General features: G+C 46.9%; 21 protein-coding genes. 3 read left to right on the plus strand and 18 right to left on the minus strand.

Annotation, left to right across the window (positions count from 1 at the left end; translation table 11 throughout):
* Positions 1 to 35: 35 nt before the first annotated feature.
* Entirely contained in the window at positions 36 to 1,127 is a 1,092-nt protein-coding gene (locus HMPREF9431_RS09520) for an endonuclease/exonuclease/phosphatase family protein (protein WP_004381055.1), read from the minus strand.
* A gap of 11 nt (positions 1,128 to 1,138) precedes the next feature.
* A complete protein-coding gene (locus HMPREF9431_RS09525; RefSeq protein ID WP_004381056.1) occupies positions 1,139 to 2,101 on the minus strand; it encodes a rhomboid family intramembrane serine protease in 963 nt (320 codons plus the stop codon).
* A 72-nt stretch (positions 2,102 to 2,173) separates the two neighbouring features.
* Here HMPREF9431_RS09525 and HMPREF9431_RS09530 point away from each other — a divergent pair, with 72 nt between their 5' ends.
* The 3 genes from HMPREF9431_RS09530 to HMPREF9431_RS09545 all read left to right on the plus strand — a co-directional run bounded on the left by HMPREF9431_RS09530 (position 2,174) and on the right by HMPREF9431_RS09545 (position 5,639).
* Positions 2,174 to 2,596 carry an HU family DNA-binding protein gene (locus HMPREF9431_RS09530; protein WP_004381057.1) on the plus strand — a complete coding sequence of 141 codons (423 nt, stop codon included), beginning with the start codon at positions 2,174 to 2,176 and terminating at the stop codon, positions 2,594 to 2,596.
* A gap of 1,133 nt (positions 2,597 to 3,729) precedes the next feature.
* Positions 3,730 to 4,887: a PCMD domain-containing protein gene (locus HMPREF9431_RS09540; protein WP_004381058.1), complete on the plus strand. Its 1,158-nt coding sequence runs from the start codon at positions 3,730 to 3,732 to the stop codon at positions 4,885 to 4,887.
* A gap of 2 nt (positions 4,888 to 4,889) precedes the next feature.
* A complete protein-coding gene (locus HMPREF9431_RS09545; protein ID WP_025069989.1) occupies positions 4,890 to 5,639 on the plus strand; it encodes a porin family protein in 750 nt (249 codons plus the stop codon).
* A gap of 263 nt (positions 5,640 to 5,902) precedes the next feature.
* Here HMPREF9431_RS09545 and HMPREF9431_RS09550 read toward each other — a convergent pair whose 3' ends face one another.
* The 16 genes from HMPREF9431_RS09550 to HMPREF9431_RS13645 form a co-directional block, all read right to left on the minus strand.
* Positions 5,903 to 6,157 (minus strand): DUF5053 domain-containing protein, encoded by a 255-nt coding sequence (locus tag HMPREF9431_RS09550; protein ID WP_004381060.1) that lies wholly within the window; start codon positions 6,155 to 6,157, stop codon positions 5,903 to 5,905.
* Positions 6,158 to 6,163: 6 nt separating this feature from the next.
* Positions 6,164 to 7,165 (minus strand): type I phosphomannose isomerase catalytic subunit, encoded by a 1,002-nt coding sequence (locus HMPREF9431_RS09555; protein ID WP_004381061.1) that lies wholly within the window; start codon positions 7,163 to 7,165, stop codon positions 6,164 to 6,166.
* 35 nt (positions 7,166 to 7,200) lie between these two features.
* The gene (locus tag HMPREF9431_RS09560; protein WP_004381062.1) at positions 7,201 to 8,418 is read right to left on the minus strand and encodes a GDP-L-fucose synthase family protein; all 1,218 of its coding nucleotides are present in this window, start codon (positions 8,416 to 8,418) and stop codon (positions 7,201 to 7,203) included.
* Positions 8,419 to 8,444: 26 nt separating this feature from the next.
* Positions 8,445 to 9,254 carry a glycosyltransferase gene (locus HMPREF9431_RS09565; protein WP_004381063.1) on the minus strand — a complete coding sequence of 270 codons (810 nt, stop codon included), beginning with the start codon at positions 9,252 to 9,254 and terminating at the stop codon, positions 8,445 to 8,447.
* Between the two features lie 13 nt (positions 9,255 to 9,267).
* Positions 9,268 to 10,479, minus strand: coding sequence for a glycosyltransferase (locus HMPREF9431_RS09570; RefSeq protein ID WP_004381064.1), 1,212 nt, complete (start codon positions 10,477 to 10,479; stop codon positions 9,268 to 9,270).
* Positions 10,480 to 10,491: 12 nt separating this feature from the next.
* Positions 10,492 to 11,226 carry a glycosyltransferase family 2 protein gene (locus HMPREF9431_RS09575; protein WP_004381065.1) on the minus strand — a complete coding sequence of 245 codons (735 nt, stop codon included), beginning with the start codon at positions 11,224 to 11,226 and terminating at the stop codon, positions 10,492 to 10,494.
* On the minus strand, positions 11,223 to 12,455 hold the full coding sequence (locus HMPREF9431_RS09580) for a hypothetical protein (RefSeq protein ID WP_004381066.1): 1,233 nt from the start codon (positions 12,453 to 12,455) through the stop codon (positions 11,223 to 11,225). The genes HMPREF9431_RS09575 and HMPREF9431_RS09580 overlap by 4 nt, the downstream gene beginning before the upstream one ends.
* Before the next feature lie 38 nt (positions 12,456 to 12,493).
* The gene (locus HMPREF9431_RS09585) at positions 12,494 to 13,129 is read right to left on the minus strand and encodes an acyltransferase (protein ID WP_004381067.1); all 636 of its coding nucleotides are present in this window, start codon (positions 13,127 to 13,129) and stop codon (positions 12,494 to 12,496) included.
* A gap of 228 nt (positions 13,130 to 13,357) precedes the next feature.
* Positions 13,358 to 14,800 (minus strand): Fic family protein, encoded by a 1,443-nt coding sequence (locus tag HMPREF9431_RS09590; protein WP_004381068.1) that lies wholly within the window; start codon positions 14,798 to 14,800, stop codon positions 13,358 to 13,360.
* 200 nt (positions 14,801 to 15,000) lie between these two features.
* A complete protein-coding gene (locus HMPREF9431_RS09595) occupies positions 15,001 to 15,678 on the minus strand; it encodes a CatB-related O-acetyltransferase (RefSeq protein ID WP_231287811.1) in 678 nt (225 codons plus the stop codon).
* Positions 15,675 to 16,832 carry a glycosyltransferase family protein gene (locus HMPREF9431_RS09600; RefSeq protein WP_004381070.1) on the minus strand — a complete coding sequence of 386 codons (1,158 nt, stop codon included), beginning with the start codon at positions 16,830 to 16,832 and terminating at the stop codon, positions 15,675 to 15,677. Before HMPREF9431_RS09600 ends, HMPREF9431_RS09595 begins: the two co-directional genes overlap by 4 nt.
* Positions 16,833 to 17,011: 179 nt before the next feature.
* Positions 17,012 to 17,167 carry a hypothetical protein gene (locus tag HMPREF9431_RS13000; protein WP_004381071.1) on the minus strand — a complete coding sequence of 52 codons (156 nt, stop codon included), beginning with the start codon at positions 17,165 to 17,167 and terminating at the stop codon, positions 17,012 to 17,014.
* Positions 17,164 to 17,319, minus strand: coding sequence for a hypothetical protein (locus HMPREF9431_RS13005; RefSeq protein ID WP_004381072.1), 156 nt, complete (start codon positions 17,317 to 17,319; stop codon positions 17,164 to 17,166). Before HMPREF9431_RS13005 ends, HMPREF9431_RS13000 begins: the two co-directional genes overlap by 4 nt.
* Positions 17,320 to 17,454: 135 nt before the next feature.
* Complete coding sequence (locus HMPREF9431_RS09605; RefSeq protein WP_004381073.1) at positions 17,455 to 18,774, minus strand: nucleotide sugar dehydrogenase; 1,320 nt, start codon at positions 18,772 to 18,774, stop codon at positions 17,455 to 17,457.
* Between the two features lie 595 nt (positions 18,775 to 19,369).
* Complete coding sequence (locus tag HMPREF9431_RS09610) at positions 19,370 to 19,615, minus strand: DUF5053 domain-containing protein (protein WP_004381075.1); 246 nt, start codon at positions 19,613 to 19,615, stop codon at positions 19,370 to 19,372.
* A gap of 39 nt (positions 19,616 to 19,654) precedes the next feature.
* Positions 19,655 to 19,786 carry a hypothetical protein gene (locus HMPREF9431_RS13645; protein ID WP_262502405.1) on the minus strand — a complete coding sequence of 44 codons (132 nt, stop codon included), beginning with the start codon at positions 19,784 to 19,786 and terminating at the stop codon, positions 19,655 to 19,657.
* Positions 19,787 to 19,895: the final 109 nt, after the last annotated feature.

Raw genomic sequence — 19,895 nt, forward strand, 5'->3', positions numbered from 1 at the left:
ACTCCATAAAATTTATTGTTGTGAAATTGCGATTTTTATGGTTTCGTTACCCGTTTCATCCAGCAAATGATGGGGTAGTGGTCGGAGGTTTTAATGCGATTGTCCACCACGCAACGATAGGGTTTCCAGTCGGGCGTCACCATGATATGGTCGATGCGTACATACATGCCGGCCTTGTGATAGCTCACTCCCGGCCCGTTACCGGCAGCGATATAGCAGTCGGTAAGATGCCGTCCGATGGTGTGATGGGCATAGGAAATGGGTGTATCATTGAAGTCACCGCAGAGGATGATGCTGTGGTTTAAATGCCCACTCACATAGTTTGCAACGGCATTGGCTTGCACAGCGCGCTTCGATGAGGCCTCGCCGAGCTTGTCAATGAGCCTGTAAGACGTGCGTTTGGCAGCGTCGCCGTTCAACTTTCCCTTCATCATCGAGCGAAATTCGCGCTTGTCTTCGCTCGAAAGTCCCGTGGTTTCCAAATGGTTATTGATGACCAACACCGTGTCGCGCCCCATTTTTATATAGAAAGCCCCACTGAGATTGCCGCGCGAAGGATAGGCGATGCGCTCGTGGGAGAGGATGGGATACTTGCTATAAACCGCAATCACATCGCTCTGTGCCGAAAACTTCAGCGTGTCTTTATAGGCAAAAAGCTTGTCCAACACCGAGTCAACACGCGCCTGTCCTATCTCGTATGTCATGGCTTCTTGCAGACAAAGCAGGTCGGGATGCTGCGCTTTGATATACTCCAAGATGGGAAATTTGCCGTTGGCATGGCGCTCCCAGCCCGCAAAGCTCCACACATTGTACGACATCACCTTGACACTTTGGGGCGGAACATCTTGCGGAATGTTCACCGGGCAATAAGCTCTGATGGGGCCGTAGCACACCACATAGCCCGCAAATGGCAGCCAAGCCATCCGCTTTTTGGTGCAAAGCCAAAACACCAAGAACACGAAATTCGCCAGCAACACCACCGGAAACACCAGGCCGGCATTGGCCAACAGCTGATGTTTCGTGGGGTCAAAGCGGTCGGAATAGCCGATAAACAGCATCAGCAGAATGGTGCTGAGGTTGGCTCCCATGAGGAGTTGCACGGTGATGCGCTTGAGCTTTACGAGCATCGTGTGGGCGTTTATGATCGGTTACTTTGTTCAAACAGACGGCGTTTCTCGTCAGCCGACAAGCTGTTGTAGCCGCTTTTCCTGATTTTATCTAAAATCCGGTCAATCTCTTCCTGCGCCTTTCGCTGGCGTTCGTTGTCATCCCAGTCGGCTTTTCGGTCGCCCATGGCGCTGTTTTGCGACGAATGGGTCGGCCATCCCCATCGGTTTGTGCCGCCGTTGTTTTCCATTTTCTGTTTCCATTGCCCAAACAACGAATGGCCGTTGCCATAGCTTTGATGGCCTTGAGTGGGATGTTTCTGCCAATAGCGAATCATGAAAAAGCCTATCACCATGCCGCCAATGTGGGCCAAATGAGCCACGTTGTCGCCCGTCATAAACAGGGCTTGCAACAGTTCTACCGCGGCATAGCCACCCACAAGATATTTGGCTTTGATGGGAAAGGGAAAGGGAATGATGAACATGCGCTCGTTGGGAAAGAGCATTCCGAAACCTAAAAGCACACCAAAGATGCTGCCCGAGGCGCCAACGGTGGTCCAAGTGTTGAGCGCTGCGCCCGCTTCCTGGGCATAGAACAGCAGGTTTGACAACGCAAAATGGGGCACTTGGCTCGACATGATGGCATAGAATTGCACTAATTGTGCCGCCTCTTGAAACAAACCGGCACCCAAACCGCACGAGAGGTAATAGAACAAAAAGCGGCGGCCACCCCACACTCGTTCCAAAATGGGGCCAAACATCCACAAGCCAAACATATTAAATAGGATGTGGGTGAAGCCGGCATGCACAAACATGTAGGTGAATATCTGATAGAAATGAAAATGAGGGGCTAAGAAAAAATGCAACCCCAGCATGTCTTCTAAATCCTGAAAGTCAAATAACGGAACCAGTGTTGAAAGCGAACTGGCCATGAACAAAAACACCACTACATTGACTAATAAAAGAAATTTCGTAACGGGTGTGATACGCATCATAATGCTCTCTTGTTTAAATGCTATGTAATTGCTTGATAATGGTGCAAAATTACGAAAAATATCCCTTATCACATGGCAAAACAAGCCTTTTCAAGTTATTTTTCAGTTTTCAGTGCATTTTTTTCGTGTTTTTGTTTGCTGAATGAAAGGAATAGCCTATATTTGCCGGCAGAAAAAGAGAATTTCATTAATAATATTCATTTTTTTAAACGAGAAATTATGAACAAAACAGAGTTAATCGACAAGATTGCAGCAGGCGCAGGCCTCACAAAAGCAGACGCAAAAAAAGCATTAGACGCAACAACCGCAGCTATTAAAGATGCACTTGCTGCTGGTGACAAGATTCAATTGGTAGGCTTCGGCACATTCAGTGTAAACGAAAAGCCCGCTCGTGAAGGTATTAATCCTGCTACAAAGCAGAAGATTAAGATTGCAGCTAAGAAGGTTGCTAAGTTTAAAGCTGGCGCAGAGTTGGCCGATGCTGTAAACAAATAAACGCGCTTCATTGGTTTCCAATATAAGTGGGAGCGTTCATCCGTCGGGTGGACAGCTCCCTTTTGCGTTTTAATGAGTGCAGATGTCGGCAAAGCGAGTTGCCTTTTGGGGAACGCATGATGACCGTTGCCGGCACAAAATGAAGTAAGGCATGTCACCTTGTCCGAGAAAATCGGCGTCGGTGTCATGCCTTTTTGTTTAATCCAAATCAGCCATCAGGCGGCTCGTTAAATCATTTCATGCGGTTCTCACCGTTTCTTTTTCCTCTTATCATTGTCTGTCGGCCGCAGGTTTGCCACCTTCTTTCGACGTGGTTGGCTGTGCCTTTGAGCGTAGGAAAGCCCATCTGAGCAACCCTTAAACACGGTTTGTGCAGGCGCTGATGGCTGATTGGGGTTCAAGTGCGGTTATGTTGATGAATCGAAAACATCTTTTCTTGCGATTTGGAGCGATGCAATTGGTTGACCGTTAGTGGCATCTCGCGGACGAGATGATGGGGCTTTCGGCCAGGAATGGCTTCATGCGGTGGCCCACTTTGTCGTGGTCAAGTCCTGAAAGTTTGGCCGTGTGTTCGGCATTCAGCCGTTCTCAAGCCTGTTACATGGCTGTTGAAACGGAGGTCTTGTTCTCCATACGCCATGTGGTTTTATCTTTTTCAAGCCTTGTGTCGTGTTGCTTTTACGAAGATAGTGCAAAGATACGTTTTTCCGAAGAGCACTGCAACAGCAGGCGTCTATATTTAACGTCTTTTATAAAAACATCGCACACGACGAGGAAAGACATGCGTTGGCCGCTCTCTTGCTGGGCGGTTTCTCGGCTCTTTGCCCTTTCAGGCGGAGGCTCTGCCGTGTGTTCGCGTCTTGTGTGCTTGGCGATTGCAGCGCCTGTTGTGCAGCATGGTCGGTGCAAATCGGCAGTGGGGCTGTGCAATGTGGGCGACTTTTGTCGGCAAAGTGCATGGGTTTGCACGGTAATTAGGTAGCCATTGCCGCGCAATCTGCATGCTTTTGCGTGGTCATTCCTGCTTTCCAATGCCGGCATCGGTGCAAAAAAATGAAGGCACACGCAGCATTTCACCACTTTTTTTATACCTTTGTTGGCCTAAAGTCATCTTTAAAAGTATTGCATCATCTATGAATAGCAAGGTAAAGCTGGCCTGCATGGCGGTGGCGTGCACGTTGTTGAGTTCCTGTTTTAAGGACGAAGCGCCCAATGCCGAGGCCGATATTGAAAAGGTAAGCATAGTGGTTGATTATCCTATGCAGGTGTTCTACAACGTGCTCGACGCGCTGGTTGAAGTGCCTTCTGCACAAAGCGATATTGTGGTGGAGACGCGACGGCAGAACACCGTGACGCATTATGCCCCCACCTTTGTGCTCACTCCCGGCGCAACCATCACGCCGGCCGACGGTTCGGAGCACGATTTCAGTCAGGGACCTGTTACGTACACCGTGACTTCGGAGGATGGACAGCACCACCGCACCTACACCTTGCGCATTCAAAACGTGGCGAGGATGGTGGGCGACACGGTGCGTTTCGATTTCGAACATGTGAAGAAAGAGACCTTGGGCAGCGGTTTTCCCGATTACGACACGTGGCAAGAAGAGCAAAATGGCAGCTTGAATACGCTGTGGGCCAGTGGCAATGGCGGTTTTGCTTTGACGGCTTACGGGCAGCCTTCATCGGTTTATCCCACACAGTCGGTCGAGGGTTATGAAGGCAAAGGCGTGCAGCTCACGACGCGAAGCACAGGCATCTTGGGAGCCATGTTTGGCAGTCCTATCGCCGCCGGCAATCTGTTCTACGGGCATTTCGACACCTCTAATGCTGCTATGGCACCGCTGAAAGCCACGCAGTTTGGCTATCCTTTCGATCGCAAGCCACTGCGTTTCACGGGCTATTACCAATATACGCCGGCTAAAAAGGTGACCGACAAGCAAAATCATGAGCTTACCGACGTGAAAGATAGCGCTGCCGTTTATGCCATTTTCTATCGCAACCACGATGCAGCCGGGCATGAAGTGGTGATTGATGGCACGAATGTGAAGACCTCACCGGCCATCATTGCGCGGGCCGATATGGGCTATGTGGCACCCCAAACGGCGTGGACTGCGTTCGATGTGGCGTTTGCTTATACGAGCGAAATCGACCTCGATGTGCTTGAGAATAATGGTTATAGCTTGGCATTGGTGTTCTCATCGAGCAAGCGGGGCGACGTGTTTATAGGCGCAGTGGGCTCAACCTTGAAGGTTGACCGTGTGCGTGTGGTGTGTGAAAAAGAACAACAATGATGATGAAAAGATATTTCTTATTGTGGGCGATGGGTCTCATCGTGCTGCATAGTTCTGCGCAAGGCTGCCTGATGGATAGCCTGTCTTACAGCGCTCGTGTGGGTTTTTCAGTCGGAGGCACGTCGCCTGTGGGGCTTCCGGCTACCATTCGCAAACTCAATCGCTATCGGCTGACGCCGAGTTTCCAGTTGGGTTTGGATGCCGAACGGCACATGACACCGTTTTGGGGCGTGCTGTTGGGGCTGCGATTGGAGAACAAAGGTATGGATGTGGATGCGCAAGTGAAGAACTATCACATGGCGATGGACCGTGGCGGACAGCATCTTGAGGGACAATTCACGGGCAATGTGCGCACGAAAGTGAACGAATGGATGTTCACTATTCCGTTGCTGGCCACGGCACATGTGGGCAAAACACTGCGCTTAAAGGCTGGCCCTTATTTCTCATACGTGCTCTCTCGCCATTTTGATGGCTATGCTCATGACGGCTATTTGCGCGTGGGTTCGCCCACAGGTCCGCGCATTAACATCGGAAAGGATGCCGGACAGCGTGGCGATTTCGACTTCTCTGACAGCATGCGGCGCACACAATGGGGTGTGATGGCCGGTGCCGACTGGTGGTTTTCCAACCGTTTGGGTGGCTATCTCGACCTCAACTGGGGCTTAACGGGCGTGCACCATCGCAGCTTTAAAACCATCGAACAAACCCTTTATCCCATCTTTGGCACAGTGGGTGTGGCCTATCAGCTGTAATAAAGGTGCTGCATGGTAGCGAAAAGCATGGGTGAAGAATAGCCGTAACGTGAGTATTTGGTTGAAGAAAAAGGCTGTTACACATTGTCTTTTGATAATAAAAACAGGGACACACCACTCGTGTGTCCCTGTTGTTTATGCTTTTTCATAGCATATTCAGTGAACACTCAAGTTGTGTGTCCCTATATTTGGCACACCAACAGTTATAGGATAAAGATAGATTTTCTACCTTTTCTTTATCCTATGAATCATGTTGTTATAGATTAAATCTGCTCGGAAGCACGGCGTATGCGGTCGCTTAAATCGAAAAGAGAGCTTCTAAGTAGTGCTAATTCTTCATCATTAAAAGCCTCTTTCTCACCATTCTTGTCTCTTTCATGAAACTTATTGTAAAACCATGAAGAGGACTTATGAAAGTATCTATTCGCAAAATCCATCCATGAGACAGAAAGAAGGATGTCAGCTAAGTGCCGTTTTATGTCGCGGGAAACAATGGAATCCTTGATGTTCTTTGTCATTTTTAATTACTTCTCCAACTGTTTGCTGTCGATATAGGCATCGATAACCTTGGTTTTCTCTTCCAAAGGAATGATGTCATAGTCGGCAATGGCGGCAGGAATGAGGCAGGAATAGCCTTCGCGAAGGGTAATTTCGTCGCCCGTTGCGCGTATTTTTATTTTACAATCGCCTTCGATACAGAGTGAAATGATGAAGCTGTCATATTTCAAAAGGTTGCGATGGAAGGGCGTTTCGGTGTCGACTACGCGCACATTGAAATAGCGGGTGGCGAGCACTTCCTTGGCCTTGAGCGCCTCATGGCTGTAGGTGGTGCGATAGTTGTCATAGACATTGTAGTCTAAAGCCTCGGCAGCTAAGTCGGTATGCAGCTCGCGTGGCTTGCCATCCATGCCCAAACGGCCGTAGTCATAGATGCGAAACGTGAGGTCGCTGCTTTGCTGTATCTCGGCCAACACGATGCCTTCGCCGATGGCATGCACACGTCCGGCAGGGATATAGAACACGTCTCCGGGGTGAACACGGTGCTTAGCGAGCACGGTTGTGATGTCGCCTTCGGCAATGAGACGACGATATTCTTGCGCATTGATGGGTGTTTTGAAGCCCGCATAGAGATAGGCTCCCGGCTCAGCTGATATGACATACCACATTTCGCTTTTGCCTTTTTTGTGGAATAGGCGTGCGGCCATCTCGTCGTTGGGATGCACTTGGATGCTGAGGTTGCGCTTGGCGTCAATAAATTTCACAAGCAAGGGCAACTGGTTGTCGTAGGCTTTGGCCACGCCTTTGCCCAACACTGCGGCGGGTTGTTGCGCGATGTAGGAGGCCAGATCTATGCCTTTGGCCTCGCCATTGGCAATGACAGACACCGATTGGGGCACACAACTCACCTCCCAAGACTCGCCTACGGGCTGCTCATGGGCAGGTAATTGTTTCCACTTCGTTAGTTTCTTTCCGCCCCAAACCACTTCATGGAGGTTGGGTTCAAATAATAAAGGATAGAGTTTCATACGATATGATGCTATTTGTTAATTCTTTTCATCTGTTAAAATGGTTGTTCCAAACTGCGTTTATACCATTGATAGAGGCGCGAGATGCCCTCGTCGATGTCCACTTTGTGGTGCCATCCTAAGCGATGTAGCTTCTCTACGTCGATGAGTTTGCGGGGTGTTCCGTTGGGTTTCGTGGCATCCCAAACGATGGTTCCTGTGAAATCGACCGCCTTTGCCACCTTCGTTGCGAGGTCTTTAATCGTGAGTTCCTTGCCCGATCCGACGTTGATGTGGCAGTTTCTTATCTCACCTAAGGCGGGAATTGCGCCGCCACGACCTTCGGAATTGTTGCGGTCTACGGCGCCATCGACCTTTGAACCATAGAACACCGATGAGTATTTCTCGATGCCGATGATGTCTTTGAAGTCGACATGCAGCAGCACATGCACGCTGGCATCGGCCATATCTTCGCTCCAAAGGAACTCCCTGAGCGGACTTCCATCGCCCCAAAGCGTCACTTTGTTATCTTCAATGCCATAGAAAGCCAATGCTTTCAAGATGCGTTCCTGCGGGTTGTTGCCATCCACATTGCCCTCACCAATGATGCTTCTCAGCGCATCTGTGGGATTAATGGGGCGCTTGTTCATGTCGGTTTTGATGGCCTCCCAATCGCCATTGTGAATGAGTTTGGCCAAATAAATCTTGCGCATCATGGCCGGCATCACGTGACTATTCTCCAAATGGAAGTTGTCATTGGGACCATAAAGATTGGTGGGCATCACGGCAATATAGTTGGTTCCGTATTGCAAATTGTAGCTCTCGCACATCTTTAGTCCTGCAATTTTCGCGATGGCATATTCCTCATTGGTGTATTCTAACGGCGAGGTGAGCAGTGCATCTTCCTTCATTGGCTGTGGCGCTGCTTTGGGATAGATGCACGTTGAGCCCAAGAACAGCAGCTTTTTCACACCATGGAGATAGGCATTCTCGATCACATTGCATTGCATTTTCATGTTTTGCATGATGAAATCGGCGCGATAAATGCTGTTAGCCATGATGCCTCCGACGAATGCTGCGGCCAAAACAACGGCATCAGGTCGCTCACTATCGAAGAAGTTCCGCACCGCTATCTGGTCGGTTAAATCCAACTCTCGGTGACTTCTCCCCACCAAATTGCGATAACCCCGTTGCTCTAAATTGCGCCAAATGGCCGAACCTACGAGCCCTTTGTGCCCCGCAATGTATATTTTGCTGTCTTTGTTGAGTGTCATAAATATGCTGTTTATTATAAAATGATTTATTGTTTATTGATTTCTTTCATAACCATTTGGTTCCATTTTGTGCGTTCTTTGTCCACCAACCACCCCCATTTATTGAAGTAACGGATAGCACTTTGGATATGAATTTTGAGCAGTCTTCGATTCTTATACGATGCTCTTTGGTGGTTGTGCACAATGGTTATTGCTGGCCAAAAGAGTGTTTGGGCCTTTCGATGCACCCTCCTGGTGAGGTCAATATCTTCCATATACATAAAAAAGCGTTCGTCAAAGCCACCCACTTCTTGCAATATGGTATTGCGAAAAAACATGAAACAGCCCATGTGAAACGGCACATTGAGCGGTTTGTCATGCTTCCAATCTCTTAAAAGAAATTGGTTGTTCTGCTTTTGAAACCATGTTTTAGGCAGGAATCGTCGCAAGATTTGTATTGCAGGTGTGGGTAACAATCGCACAACATGTTGTAATTGTCCATTGGGATAGATGGTGTTGGGAATCAATTGTCCCACATCAGGATGCTCATCCATATAGCTTTCGATGGCGTTAATGCTATCGGGTGCAAAATAAACATCGCTGTTGAGTACCAAATGATAGGTGGCATGGCGTGCAATTGACTTTGCAATGGCGATGTTATGTGCGGCACCATAACCGATGTTGTCTTGCGGAATATATTCAACTTTGGGCTGCGTTGCACAGAATGTTCGAATGTAATCTTCCTGTGAATTGTCAATAATGAAGATGCATTCAATGTGTGAAGACGTGAGCGATTGCAAGCATTTTTGAAGCTCTTCTATTGCGGTGTGGAAGGTAACGATAGATACTGTTATCATAAGGAACAGGTGTTTATAGCGTGCTGAAGATGCGTTCTACGTTTGAAAGATAGGTTGCCATCGAGAGATTGGGTAGCTGTTGTGTTGCCATTCGTGTGGCCCACGTGGCTATTTCGGTTTGGTTGAATTGTTCAACGGCTGCCTTTAAGCCATCATAATCACCCATTTTATAGGTCAATCCATTGCCATGTGGCCGAATTAATTCGGTTGCACCACAACCTAAAGGCACAATGCACGGCACCCCAATCGACAGCATTTCGGCCACGCTCAGCCCAAAAGTCTCATTCACTTTTGACGGAAAGACGAGGCATTTAGCCTGTTTTAAATAGGCCATCTTGTCGTTTCCATTCACCCAACCCGCAAAGGTGATGTTGGAATATTGATATTTTAAGGCATTAAGTAAATAGCCATCGCCCAAGACAATACCCTGTAATTGCAGTTCAGTCATCACCTTACAAAAGTCATGGATGCCCTTTTCTTCGGACAACCGCCCAATGTATAAGAAGGCGTTATTGCGAGAAATATCTACGGGATGGTCTAAAAGGCGTATCACCGGATTATAGAGCACGCCGCTTTTCGTGGCAAACTGCGTTACATAGGGGCGCAACTTTTCTTCGCATAACTTCGAAACGGCGTAGGCATGGATATATTTTTTCGCACGACGTAGGCAATGGTTTAACACGCTTTGGCGCACACATCGATAGAGCTTATAGGCGTAATTGCGCGAATCACAATGGGTTAACACGCAGCGAGTGGACATGGCTTTGCAGGTGCAACATGCATTCTTTTGGTAGTTAAAGAACCCACCATTGGGGCAAGCCGTGAAGTAATCGTGCAGGGTCAGAATGGTTTTGAACTGCCGTTTTCTAAAGGTTGAGAAGATAGCTGCCGACAAAGTCTTTACATAACCATGCACCATCACCACGGTGTCCTGTGGACTATATTGCGCTAAACATTTGAGACTCTCGCGATAGGCCTTGCGGTTCCAAATGTTTCTACATGCAGAAGCAATTTTATTTTTATCGGAAAGGGCATCGGCTTGGTTTAGGAAAACCACCTCAATGCCATGTGCTTCGAGCTGCGAATCAACGGGACCTGTGGCGCAAAAGAACACCACATGATAGCCTTTCTGCGCCAACGCAAGGGCGCTATCGAATGCAATTTTGCCCGCACCCCCATAAATATGTCCATAATCATTATAGACAATGATATTTTTTACTTGCATGCTGGCGTAGCGTTAGTGCATCAATCGGTTGCGGGTAATCGCTCCTATGCCTTTACAAAAATAGAAAAGGTTGAGCGGAAGCGACAAGGAATGGTGTAGCTTGCGCACTTGAAAGGCCTGAAAAATGGCTTGATAAGTGGTGCTTGCACCGCCATCTTGCATGCAAAGGACGGTCTCATTGACAAACAAACTCTTGAGCTTCTTTCGTAAAAGAAATTCATAATCGGCGCAGATGGAGTAGTGTAAGCTAAACAAACCCACCTCTTGAAAGAGTTTTTTGTTGTGAAGTGATGCCCCGTGGGCTATCAACATTTGCCTGCGAAAATCGTCCCAATGATAGGGTTTTCCAATGGTTTTGAGCACTTTCCCCGACGCATCTACCAATAGTTCCTTGGCGCAAATGAGGTCGTATGAGGTATAATCCTCTTGTGATAACAGGCTTACATAGGTTGATAGCCCGCCATTCATCAGATAATCATCGGCACCGATAAACATCATCCAATCGCCTTTGGCATGGGTAATGCCCTTGTTCCAGGCATCATAAATACCTTTGTCGGGCTCGGAGCAGCTATAATTGATGGTGTCTTGATAGGTGTTGATGATATCGAGGGTGTTGTCTTTCGACCCACCGTCTATCACAAGGAGTTCAATCTCGTTGGTCTTTTGTTCGCGAATGCTTTGCAAACAGCGCACAAGCGTTTTGCCTGCGTTGTAAGTTGCAATGATAATTGAAATCTTAGGGCTCATTTCTTTTCGTTTCTTAGTCGTAATCGTTGTGTTATTTTGGTTTCTTTATAGGAGAAATAATAAAGCATATTGTAAAAAATCATGCCATAAACAAAGTAGTTCCCTCCACGGATAAAGGTGCCCAACAGATAGAAGAGCACGCAGGTGTTAATCATAGATTGCTTGCTCCTGCATTTGAATAGGAACACGATATACACGAGGAGGCCGAGAATTCCCGTCTCCGATAGCAAGCGATTGAACAGCGAATAGCCATCCTCATCGTTGAGACCATAGAGTGGTCTGTTGGATTGATACACCGCATGGTAGTTGAGTTTGTGGGTACCTAAGCCTGTTCCCGTCCATCGCAGCGGTGCATGTGTGGCCACATAGGTATTGGCTAAGAGGGCATACGACGAGTTATTCAAACTCTCTATGACATAAATGTTGTTCAAACTCGACAAGGCTGTGGCCGTTTGTTGAAGCCTAAGCATGATGCCACTAAATCCTTTTTCAGAATCGCTTTGCTTTGTTGTTGAAAGAAAGAAGATGACGATTCCTATAGCACAAGCACCAATCATCTTGAACAAAATGCCTTTGTTCACCCGTTGGTAGAACCATTTGAACAGGCAAATGGCGGCTGTAATGAATGCAATGGTCGATAAAGAGCATGCTAAACTCGTGAAGATGAGCACCAATTGCCACCGTTTGAAAAGATGGAATTTATCTTTATAGAGGATGATATAGGCGATAAATGGGCTTAGAATGGTGCCATAATAACCGCCTTCGGCTAAGGTGCTATGCACACGAATGATGTGTGATGCCACCTCGGTATTGGTTTTTGCCCACAAGGTGAACGAGAAAAGGTCGATATGTGTGGCAGCATAGGCACAAAGTTCGATGAAACCGAGCAGCCCAACCACCTTGGCTACCTTCAAATAGACGATGAATAGCCCCTCGATGTTGGCCTTTTGCTGTGACAAGAGACTATAGTAAATCAGGATGTAGAGGGTGAGTAGCACATATTGCTGCAAGCCCTTGCTCATGGGATAGCCCAAGATGGTGGTTGCCACCACGACAGAATAGGCAAAGAACAGCGTCAGATAAACCAGCACATGGGGCGCTTTCACCAGCGAATGGCGAATGAGATAAAGCAGCGTCAGCAACAAAACACCAAGTTCTATAGTGCTATAGCAGAAGGTGCTAAACACCACAATATAGAGCCAGTTGGCTTTGATTTTACGTAATAACATCGTTGGTTTCGCTGCTTTTTGTGCGTGTCTTTTGTAGATTATACGTCCAACGGCTTAATCACCCGGCATGGATTGCCGCCCGCAATGACGTTTTCGGGAATGCTTTTGGTCACTACACTGCCAGCGGCAATCACACTTCCGCGTCCAATGGTAACGCCTTTGAGGATGATGCAGCGTGCACCGATGAGCACATGGCTACCGATGTGGATGGGTTTACAAGCGGCTGTGTGCACATCCATCGTGGTGGTTGCATCGAACATTTCGCCCGAATCGCGCACGTGCCAGTCGAGATTGTGGGCATCACTATCCATAATGATGCAGTCGCCACCGATGTTCACGTGGTCATCGATGATGATTTCGCGCTTTGCCCACAGGCAAGTTGACGACATTCCCACGTGATTTCCAATCTTAATCACCGTGTCTTCGCGTTCCGCATAGATGGTGCCTTGGATGTTTCGGCATAGCGGATTGAAGTTTTCCCCACTCGTCATCGTGAACGAATCGCCTATCGTCACGCTGCTTTTGGGGTGCACATGCAGATAGACATGGTTGCAGATGCGTGGCTGCTTACCCAATTTGATGCCATAAAGGGCGAACTTGATGGGATTGATGTGCAACATCACTATTTGCATCATCTTGCGTCTCAGTTGGAAAAAGCGTGTGAATTGATACATAAAAGCTATTCTATTTGCAGGCAATTTATAGGATAAAGCGTGATGATTATGCGTGAATTATCTCACCCTGTGGTGCGGCCTTTGCGGCATGATGTTCTGCTTGGACCCACAACTTTGTCACTTTTTCTCCGTTAGTGACTAAGAAAAGTGACTAAGTTAATTTTGCTAACTGCTTTGCTTTCAGTATTTTTGAATAACTTAGTCACTTGAGTGACTAAGTTAAAGTGACTAAGTTAAAATGCTTTTGTACTTTTGATTGCGGCTATTGGGCTTATCTGGGCTTGTCATTTCTAAGAAACCGCTCTCAATAAGTGGGTTTATATATCTTGTTTTTATATAGTTACGGTGCTTTAATCCTAATTGTTCCATGACCTCTGTGAGTGTTCTTGGCTGCTTACAGAAGTCTATTATTTCGCTCATTTTTGCCGTAGAGCGAACGGCTAACTTTGTCACTTTTTCTCCGTCAGTGACTAAGTTAAGTAACAAAGATGGGCGGATGACGACCTCAAAGGCTGTTAATTTATTAACATTGAAATCGGCTTCAGGATTTCCATTCTCTTGTAAAAGGACCTTTACGCGCTGAATTCCTCGATTAAACATATTCACATATTTTAATCCTTTCATTGCTTCGGCAATAATAGGATTACGATAATCATTTACCAGAGGAAAGTTTTCTGGACGGGCTTCACCATATAGCCCTCCTGCATTTAGGATCTCTATGCGGTCAGAGAATTGATAAATGCGTATGGGCATGTTTGACTGATAGTCACGATGCATGCAGGCATTCATCAATAATTCGCGTAGAGCCAGTTCGGGGTAGTTATAAACAATTTGCTCACGCAACATGCTTACAGGAAGCGGGCGCGCTGTTATGATAGCGTCTTTTACGAAGCTTTCCAACTTGGGGAGCATTGTATAGAGCCCACCTTTTATTAGTCGTTCATTCAGAATAGCTGTGCCTGTGTCCTCTCCAGCGAATTGAACGTATTGAACATAGCATCCATGCATGAAGAATGATGGATTCTTTCCAAATAGAATAATAGCTGCATTGGTGAGGCAATTATGCGATGTGTCGTATAGATGAATAGAAGAAAGTTGTTCTTCCAGTGTGCGCTTATCAGTCCGTAACTCCATTTTGTCGATGATTTGCGGTAAATAGTCTTCTGTAATAAATCGCGTATCAATGTCATTTAATGAAGAACCAAAGCAGGGCATTGCATCAAAAGTGGCCATATAGGCTATTCGTTTTTCTTGCAAGATTCGTTCTTCAGCCTCGGAAGCAATATCTCTTCTTGGACCAATGCGTATGAAAGTGCGTCCACGATAGCGTACGGGGGGAATCAAAGCTGGTAGAACTTCCACGACCAAGACGTCACCTTGGTCGAATTTAAATCGTTCAACCGACATGATAGGCAAAGGAAGTATATTTCCGTTTGAGCGTATGGAAGACATTTTCTTCATCAGTTCGTCGCCTACTTTCAATCCAGATAGTCGGCCATCATCGTGTACACCGAGAATAAGATAACCCTTTTTCCGTGAGTCAGGCAAATCATTTGAGAATGCACAAATGGCCTCTTGGAACTTATCCATGTCGCTTATCGAAGTTGTTCGCTCTATTCTATAGGTCTCTGTGCTATGTAATAGTTCTATTAATTCAGCTTCTTTTATCATATTTCTTTTGGCTTTATGCTTTATCTTTGTCACTTTTTCTCTATCAGTGACTAAGAAAAGTGACTAAGTTAATTTTGCTAACTGCTTTGCTTCCAGTACTTTCGAATAACTTAGTCACTCGAGTGACTAAGTTAAAGTGACTAAGTTAAAATCGAATGTGTGTGCAAGAATGATCGTTATGCGGTGAATCGTGTAATCTTTTATGCTTTATCGTAATAGGCTTTGAGCTTATCGATGTCGCAAAGCAGTGACCAATGCGCTCTAAACCAGGCAATAGGATTGTTCCACCATTGCACGTTGAGCAGCCATTTTATCGTTGCTTCGTCATAGCGGTAGCCGATGATTTTAGCAGGAACACCGCCAACGATGGCATAGGGTGGAACATCTTTCGTGACAACGGCGTGGGCAAGCACCACCGCTCCGTCGGCAATGTGAATGCCACCATTGATGAATACTCCCTCGCAAATCCATACATCATTCCCTATCTCGCAATCAAACAGACCTTTGTTGTTTATTGTTTTGCATTCAGTAAACATTTGTTGGGTAGCGAAAGTGGCTCCGTTTTGCTTACGAAGAGAGAAAAAACAGGGCGAAGTGGTGGCGAAAGGTACTTGGAAAGGGTGGATGCCGGCGTTGCAAATCACATGGTTGGAGATGGAACAAAAGCGGCCTATTTTGGCCGTTAGGCTCGAATGATGGCCAATATACGAGCCGTAACCGAGGATTCCGCCAAAGGAACTGTGGCTATAAATCTTGTTCATGCCTTCGAATTGAGCCTGTAAAGCAATGTCGCAACCCTGCTCAAACTGAAGTTTCCCGCGCCATTTCAGACGGAGAACCCACCGTTTGAGCAACTGTTTCATCCAGCAATGCATCATTTTATGAGTTTCTTACACCATCGTTTGCACACCATCATGACGAGATTGGCGATGCCAATGGCCTTCAATAAAGATAGTATCTTGAACCGATAACTATATTGCAGCAACGTAATGGGCTTTATCGCTTTCGGTTTTTTGCCTTTGGTGTGCGTGTCGTAAAGATAGATTTCTTGCCCTTTCTCTTGCAGCATGATGTTTGTTTCCATCGGGTGATAGCGCAAACCAAAACTGTTGACGACCTTAAAAGGAAGCGACCGGATGGTTAAAAGGTAGTGCTTGACATGCTGAAGTTTGCGCTTCCCCCAGAAATCTACCGTCAAATCGTCTTCTGAAAGCTGGAGATAGTGGGCTAAAAAAGTGGGCGAAAAGAAACCATCATATTTCACTATGCCCTCATCAAACGCAGGCAATCGGTAGGCCTTTTGGGGCAAAACCTGCAGCGAACTGGCGAAAATATTGGCATCTTCTTGTTCAACATGTGTGCCTGCATCATTGTTATTGGAGGACAATGCTTGATAGGGATAGACGAAATATTTATTTTCTTCGATGCAATAGCGCGTGTGGTATTTCAGCCAAGAGCTCTTGGGCCAGTCGTTAAGTGCCTGTGGAAGGTAATCGAGTTGAAATTCATCGTGATGCGTTTCATACCAGATCATGAAGGTTTGCCATTGCTTTTTCAGCCAAATTTGTCCCCACGATTGTGCACAATTCATGAAATAAACATCGGCATCTGCCTGCAAAGGGGTGAACGGAAGACCGTTCTGATAGTCCACAGGGAAGCTGTATAGGCTGATACCCGCTATTCTTTCATCATCCTGATACTGGGCAATGGTTTGGCAAGCATATTGATAATAATAGGGCGAAACGGTGATGTCGTCTTCTAAAACAATGAGTGTGTCATAATCATTCAGCAGTTTTCCCACCTCCATGACGTGTGCTCGGAGCCCTAAATTGTGTGGATGCTTGATGGCTTTGAGTGTTCCATGTGGCCAATGGTAGGCCTCAACGAAGTCTTCAATGGCCGTCGTTTCGCTCTTGTCAATGCTGATGATGAGTGGAATGGGGGCATCATAATGTGCCGCTTCCAACGATTTCAGCACGCGTTTTAAGGGTGCTATGCGATTATAACAGATGACGCAGATGGCTAAAGACATGCTGAAAAGACCTTATTATTCACGTGATGGTGAATGGAATGTGAAATAATGATATTTTTAATCAAAACTAAATGTTTGAGTCTTTATTGTTTCTTCTAATCTCTTCTGAACAAATCGCGGGTGTAAACCTTTGTTCTTACGTCGTCTAACGCGCTGTCGTAGCGGTTGGAATGATAACGTTATGCACCATCTTCTATGAGCGCATCATCATAAAGGAAGCTAACAGAATAGTGTATATCATGCTTGGTGAAAAACTCAAAAGCCATTCCATCAGTCATAGGAACGACCGTATAGGGGGCTGTTTTGTTGATATTTTCAATCAACAAGCTATTCATAACACTTCGAAATGACAGTCTTTTTGCCCCGTACGTTGCTCGTATTCGGCCTTCATCCGTGCTTCTAAAGCCTGAAGGTAGGCCTGTTTTTTATGTTTAGCAGCCATGAAACGAGCCATGGCCTCTTCTTTTTTGCGTTCTGTTTTTTCCATATTGCTATCCTCCATTATTATAAGGTGCAAATATAATCCTTTATTTTGAGCATCACAAGCGATTGGAAAGGAAAGATTTGCATTCGTTATCAAAGGGCAAAGCGGGATGTGAAGAAGGGCGTTCTGCCTCTCTTTCTAATCTCTTCTGAACAAATCGCGGGTGTAAACCTTTGTTTTTACGTCGTCTAACGTGCTGTCGTAGCGGTTGGCAATGATGGCGTTGGCTTGGGATTTGAATTGCGAGAGGTCGTTGACGACGCGGCTTCCGAAGAAGGTTGTGCCATCGTCGAGGGTGGGTTCGTAGATGATTACGCGGGCACCTTTGGCTTTGATGCGCTTCATGATGCCCTGGATGGAACTTTGACGGAAGTTGTCTGAGTGGCTTTTCATCGTCAGACGGTAGACGCCAATGATGACTTCTCGCTCGTCGTGGGGCGCATAATTGGTCTCTTCGCTGTAGTTATAGTAGCCCGCGCGCTTGAGCACTTGATCGGCAATGAAGTCCTTTCGGGTGCGGTTGCTTTCGACAATGGCCTGAATTAAGTTCTCGGGCACGTCCTGATAGTTGGCCAACAGCTGCTTCGTGTCTTTGGGAAGACAGTAGCCTCCGTAGCCAAACGAGGGATTGTTGTAGTGATTTCCGATGCGAGGGTCTAAGCAAACGCCGTTGATAATGGCTTGAGTGTCAAGGCCTTTCACTTCGGCATAGGTGTCTAATTCGTTGAAATAAGACACGCGAAGTGCCAAATAGGTGTTGGCAAAGAGCTTCACAGCCTCGGCCTCTTTCATGCCCATGAAGAGGGTGGGGGTGTCGGTTTTGAGGGCACCTTCCTGCAACAGACGGGCAAAAACCTCGGCCTGTCGGCGCATGTTGTCGGGATTTGTTACCTTTTTGATGGCCTCGTTCTCCGTTGTTTCGCCGGGGATGAGCTTGGGATAGCCCACGATGATGCGTGTAGGATAGAGGTTATCGTAGAGGGCTTTGCTCTCTCTGAGGAACTCGGGTGCAAACAACAGGTTGAATTGCACCGCGCCTTGCTGTGCATATTTCACATACAACTGGCGCGTATAGCCCACGGGAATGGTGGATTTGACCACCATCGTGGCCGACGGATTGACACTGAGCACCTTGTCGATGACCTCTTCTACGTGGGTGGTGTCGAAATAGTTTTTTGCCGGATCGTAGTTCGTTGGTGTGGCAATCACCACGAAGTCGGCATCTTTGTAGGCCATGTCGGCATCCAATGTAGCCGTCAGTCGCAGGGGTTTCTCGCGCAGATACTGCTCGATGTAATCGTCTTGAATGGGCGACTGGCGATGGTTGATGAGGTCAATCTTTTCGGGAACGACGTCAACGGCCATCACTTCGTGGTGCTGTGCCAGCAGGGTGGCCATGCTGAGGCCCACATATCCGGTGCCGGCGACAGCGATTTTCAGGTCTTTAAAATCTTTCATTGCTTGATGTTAAGATGGTGGAAATGCGTTTGTTGCGCCGTAAGTGGACATACTTCTGCCTCCTTCCGACGTGTGTAAACATTGGAAGCGGCCTGTAATCCATGCGCAACCCCACCGCTTTGAAGCAAATGCTGTTCCACTGACAGGGCACGATGCGCAGGTCGACGGGGTGCACTTTCTGATTGAAACGTGCGCTGCGGTTTGTTTTTTACGCGTCAAAAGTGAGCATCATGCATCGTCAATGTCTATTTGCCTACAGTTTGGTTCGTAGCATTTCCGTTCTGCATGTGCAAATGTATAAAAAATAAACGAGAAACAAAGGCTTTTGCTTTGAAAATAAAAGGAGTAGGCGAGGAGGCACACTCCATGGGGAGATGGCGAACCGAGGACGGCCTATCTGCGTGAATGGCATACTGCTGTATGGGGCTTATCCGCATGGGGTTCGCGGCTTAGCATTGCTGTTTCCCTGAAGGTGGATGGCCATCACAACGTTTGTTTTTCTGTTTTAGACGCTGTTTTCAACGGTGTAGCAGCAGGAACGCCCCAGCACAAAGTGTGTACAGCGGCGCTCCATGCGCAACCATCAGACGGCACATCAAATCCGATCTGCTGCTTGCCTGATGCGTTCTGCAATGTCTTGGAGCGAACTTTTCAGCTGTTCGCGGTCAACATCGCTAAAGTCATCGGCCGCACCATTGTTTGTTCCGCTGAATTTGTGATAGAGCCATGAACGCGATTTGCCGAAATAGTTCTTGGCCAAATAGGCCCAATTAATTTCCTCATAGACATCGGCCAGCACCTGGCGGGTTGTCGTTTTCTGCTGTTTTGCAATGATTTCCATCTTGTTCTTTTGTTGTGCCCTCGCAAGGAGAACGGTTATTTACGCGTGTTCCATGAGCTCATAAACCAGCTCCATGATGTAGATTTCAAGATTTCGCTCACCATTTGGATAGGCTTTTCGGTAGTTCCTGAGCGCTTGTATCAGCTCATCTTCTTTTTCGGTGTATTGCATAGCTTCTATGGATGGGTATTGCAAAAGTAATACTCTTTTGCGTATTGTGCAAATAAATGAAGCTTAAAATCAACAAAAGATAATGGTTTGGCCTTTTTAAGTTGTTCTT

Source organism: Segatella oulorum F0390, from assembly GCF_000224615.1.
Lineage (GTDB): Bacteria > Bacteroidota > Bacteroidia > Bacteroidales > Bacteroidaceae > Prevotella > Prevotella oulorum.

Coding starts and splice junctions, on each gene's coding strand:
- HMPREF9431_RS09520 (WP_004381055.1), bottom strand. CDS start 1,127: ATGCTCGTAAAGCTCAAGCGCATCACCGTGCAACTCCTCATGGGAGCC.
- HMPREF9431_RS09525 (WP_004381056.1), bottom strand. CDS start 2,101: ATGATGCGTATCACACCCGTTACGAAATTTCTTTTATTAGTCAATGTA.
- HMPREF9431_RS09530 (WP_004381057.1), top strand. CDS start 2,174: ATGGCAAAACAAGCCTTTTCAAGTTATTTTTCAGTTTTCAGTGCATTT.
- HMPREF9431_RS09540 (WP_004381058.1), top strand. CDS start 3,730: ATGAATAGCAAGGTAAAGCTGGCCTGCATGGCGGTGGCGTGCACGTTG.
- HMPREF9431_RS09545 (WP_025069989.1), top strand. CDS start 4,890: ATGAAAAGATATTTCTTATTGTGGGCGATGGGTCTCATCGTGCTGCAT.
- HMPREF9431_RS09550 (WP_004381060.1), bottom strand. CDS start 6,157: ATGACAAAGAACATCAAGGATTCCATTGTTTCCCGCGACATAAAACGG.
- HMPREF9431_RS09555 (WP_004381061.1), bottom strand. CDS start 7,165: ATGAAACTCTATCCTTTATTATTTGAACCCAACCTCCATGAAGTGGTT.
- HMPREF9431_RS09560 (WP_004381062.1), bottom strand. CDS start 8,418: ATGACACTCAACAAAGACAGCAAAATATACATTGCGGGGCACAAAGGG.
- HMPREF9431_RS09565 (WP_004381063.1), bottom strand. CDS start 9,254: ATGATAACAGTATCTATCGTTACCTTCCACACCGCAATAGAAGAGCTT.
- HMPREF9431_RS09570 (WP_004381064.1), bottom strand. CDS start 10,479: ATGCAAGTAAAAAATATCATTGTCTATAATGATTATGGACATATTTAT.
- HMPREF9431_RS09575 (WP_004381065.1), bottom strand. CDS start 11,226: ATGAGCCCTAAGATTTCAATTATCATTGCAACTTACAACGCAGGCAAA.
- HMPREF9431_RS09580 (WP_004381066.1), bottom strand. CDS start 12,455: ATGTTATTACGTAAAATCAAAGCCAACTGGCTCTATATTGTGGTGTTT.
- HMPREF9431_RS09585 (WP_004381067.1), bottom strand. CDS start 13,129: ATGTATCAATTCACACGCTTTTTCCAACTGAGACGCAAGATGATGCAA.
- HMPREF9431_RS09590 (WP_004381068.1), bottom strand. CDS start 14,800: ATGATAAAAGAAGCTGAATTAATAGAACTATTACATAGCACAGAGACC.
- HMPREF9431_RS09595 (WP_231287811.1), bottom strand. CDS start 15,678: ATGATGCATTGCTGGATGAAACAGTTGCTCAAACGGTGGGTTCTCCGT.
- HMPREF9431_RS09600 (WP_004381070.1), bottom strand. CDS start 16,832: ATGTCTTTAGCCATCTGCGTCATCTGTTATAATCGCATAGCACCCTTA.
- HMPREF9431_RS13000 (WP_004381071.1), bottom strand. CDS start 17,167: ATGAATAGCTTGTTGATTGAAAATATCAACAAAACAGCCCCCTATACG.
- HMPREF9431_RS13005 (WP_004381072.1), bottom strand. CDS start 17,319: ATGGAAAAAACAGAACGCAAAAAAGAAGAGGCCATGGCTCGTTTCATG.
- HMPREF9431_RS09605 (WP_004381073.1), bottom strand. CDS start 18,774: ATGAAAGATTTTAAAGACCTGAAAATCGCTGTCGCCGGCACCGGATAT.
- HMPREF9431_RS09610 (WP_004381075.1), bottom strand. CDS start 19,615: ATGGAAATCATTGCAAAACAGCAGAAAACGACAACCCGCCAGGTGCTG.
- HMPREF9431_RS13645 (WP_262502405.1), bottom strand. CDS start 19,786: ATGCAATACACCGAAAAAGAAGATGAGCTGATACAAGCGCTCAGGAAC.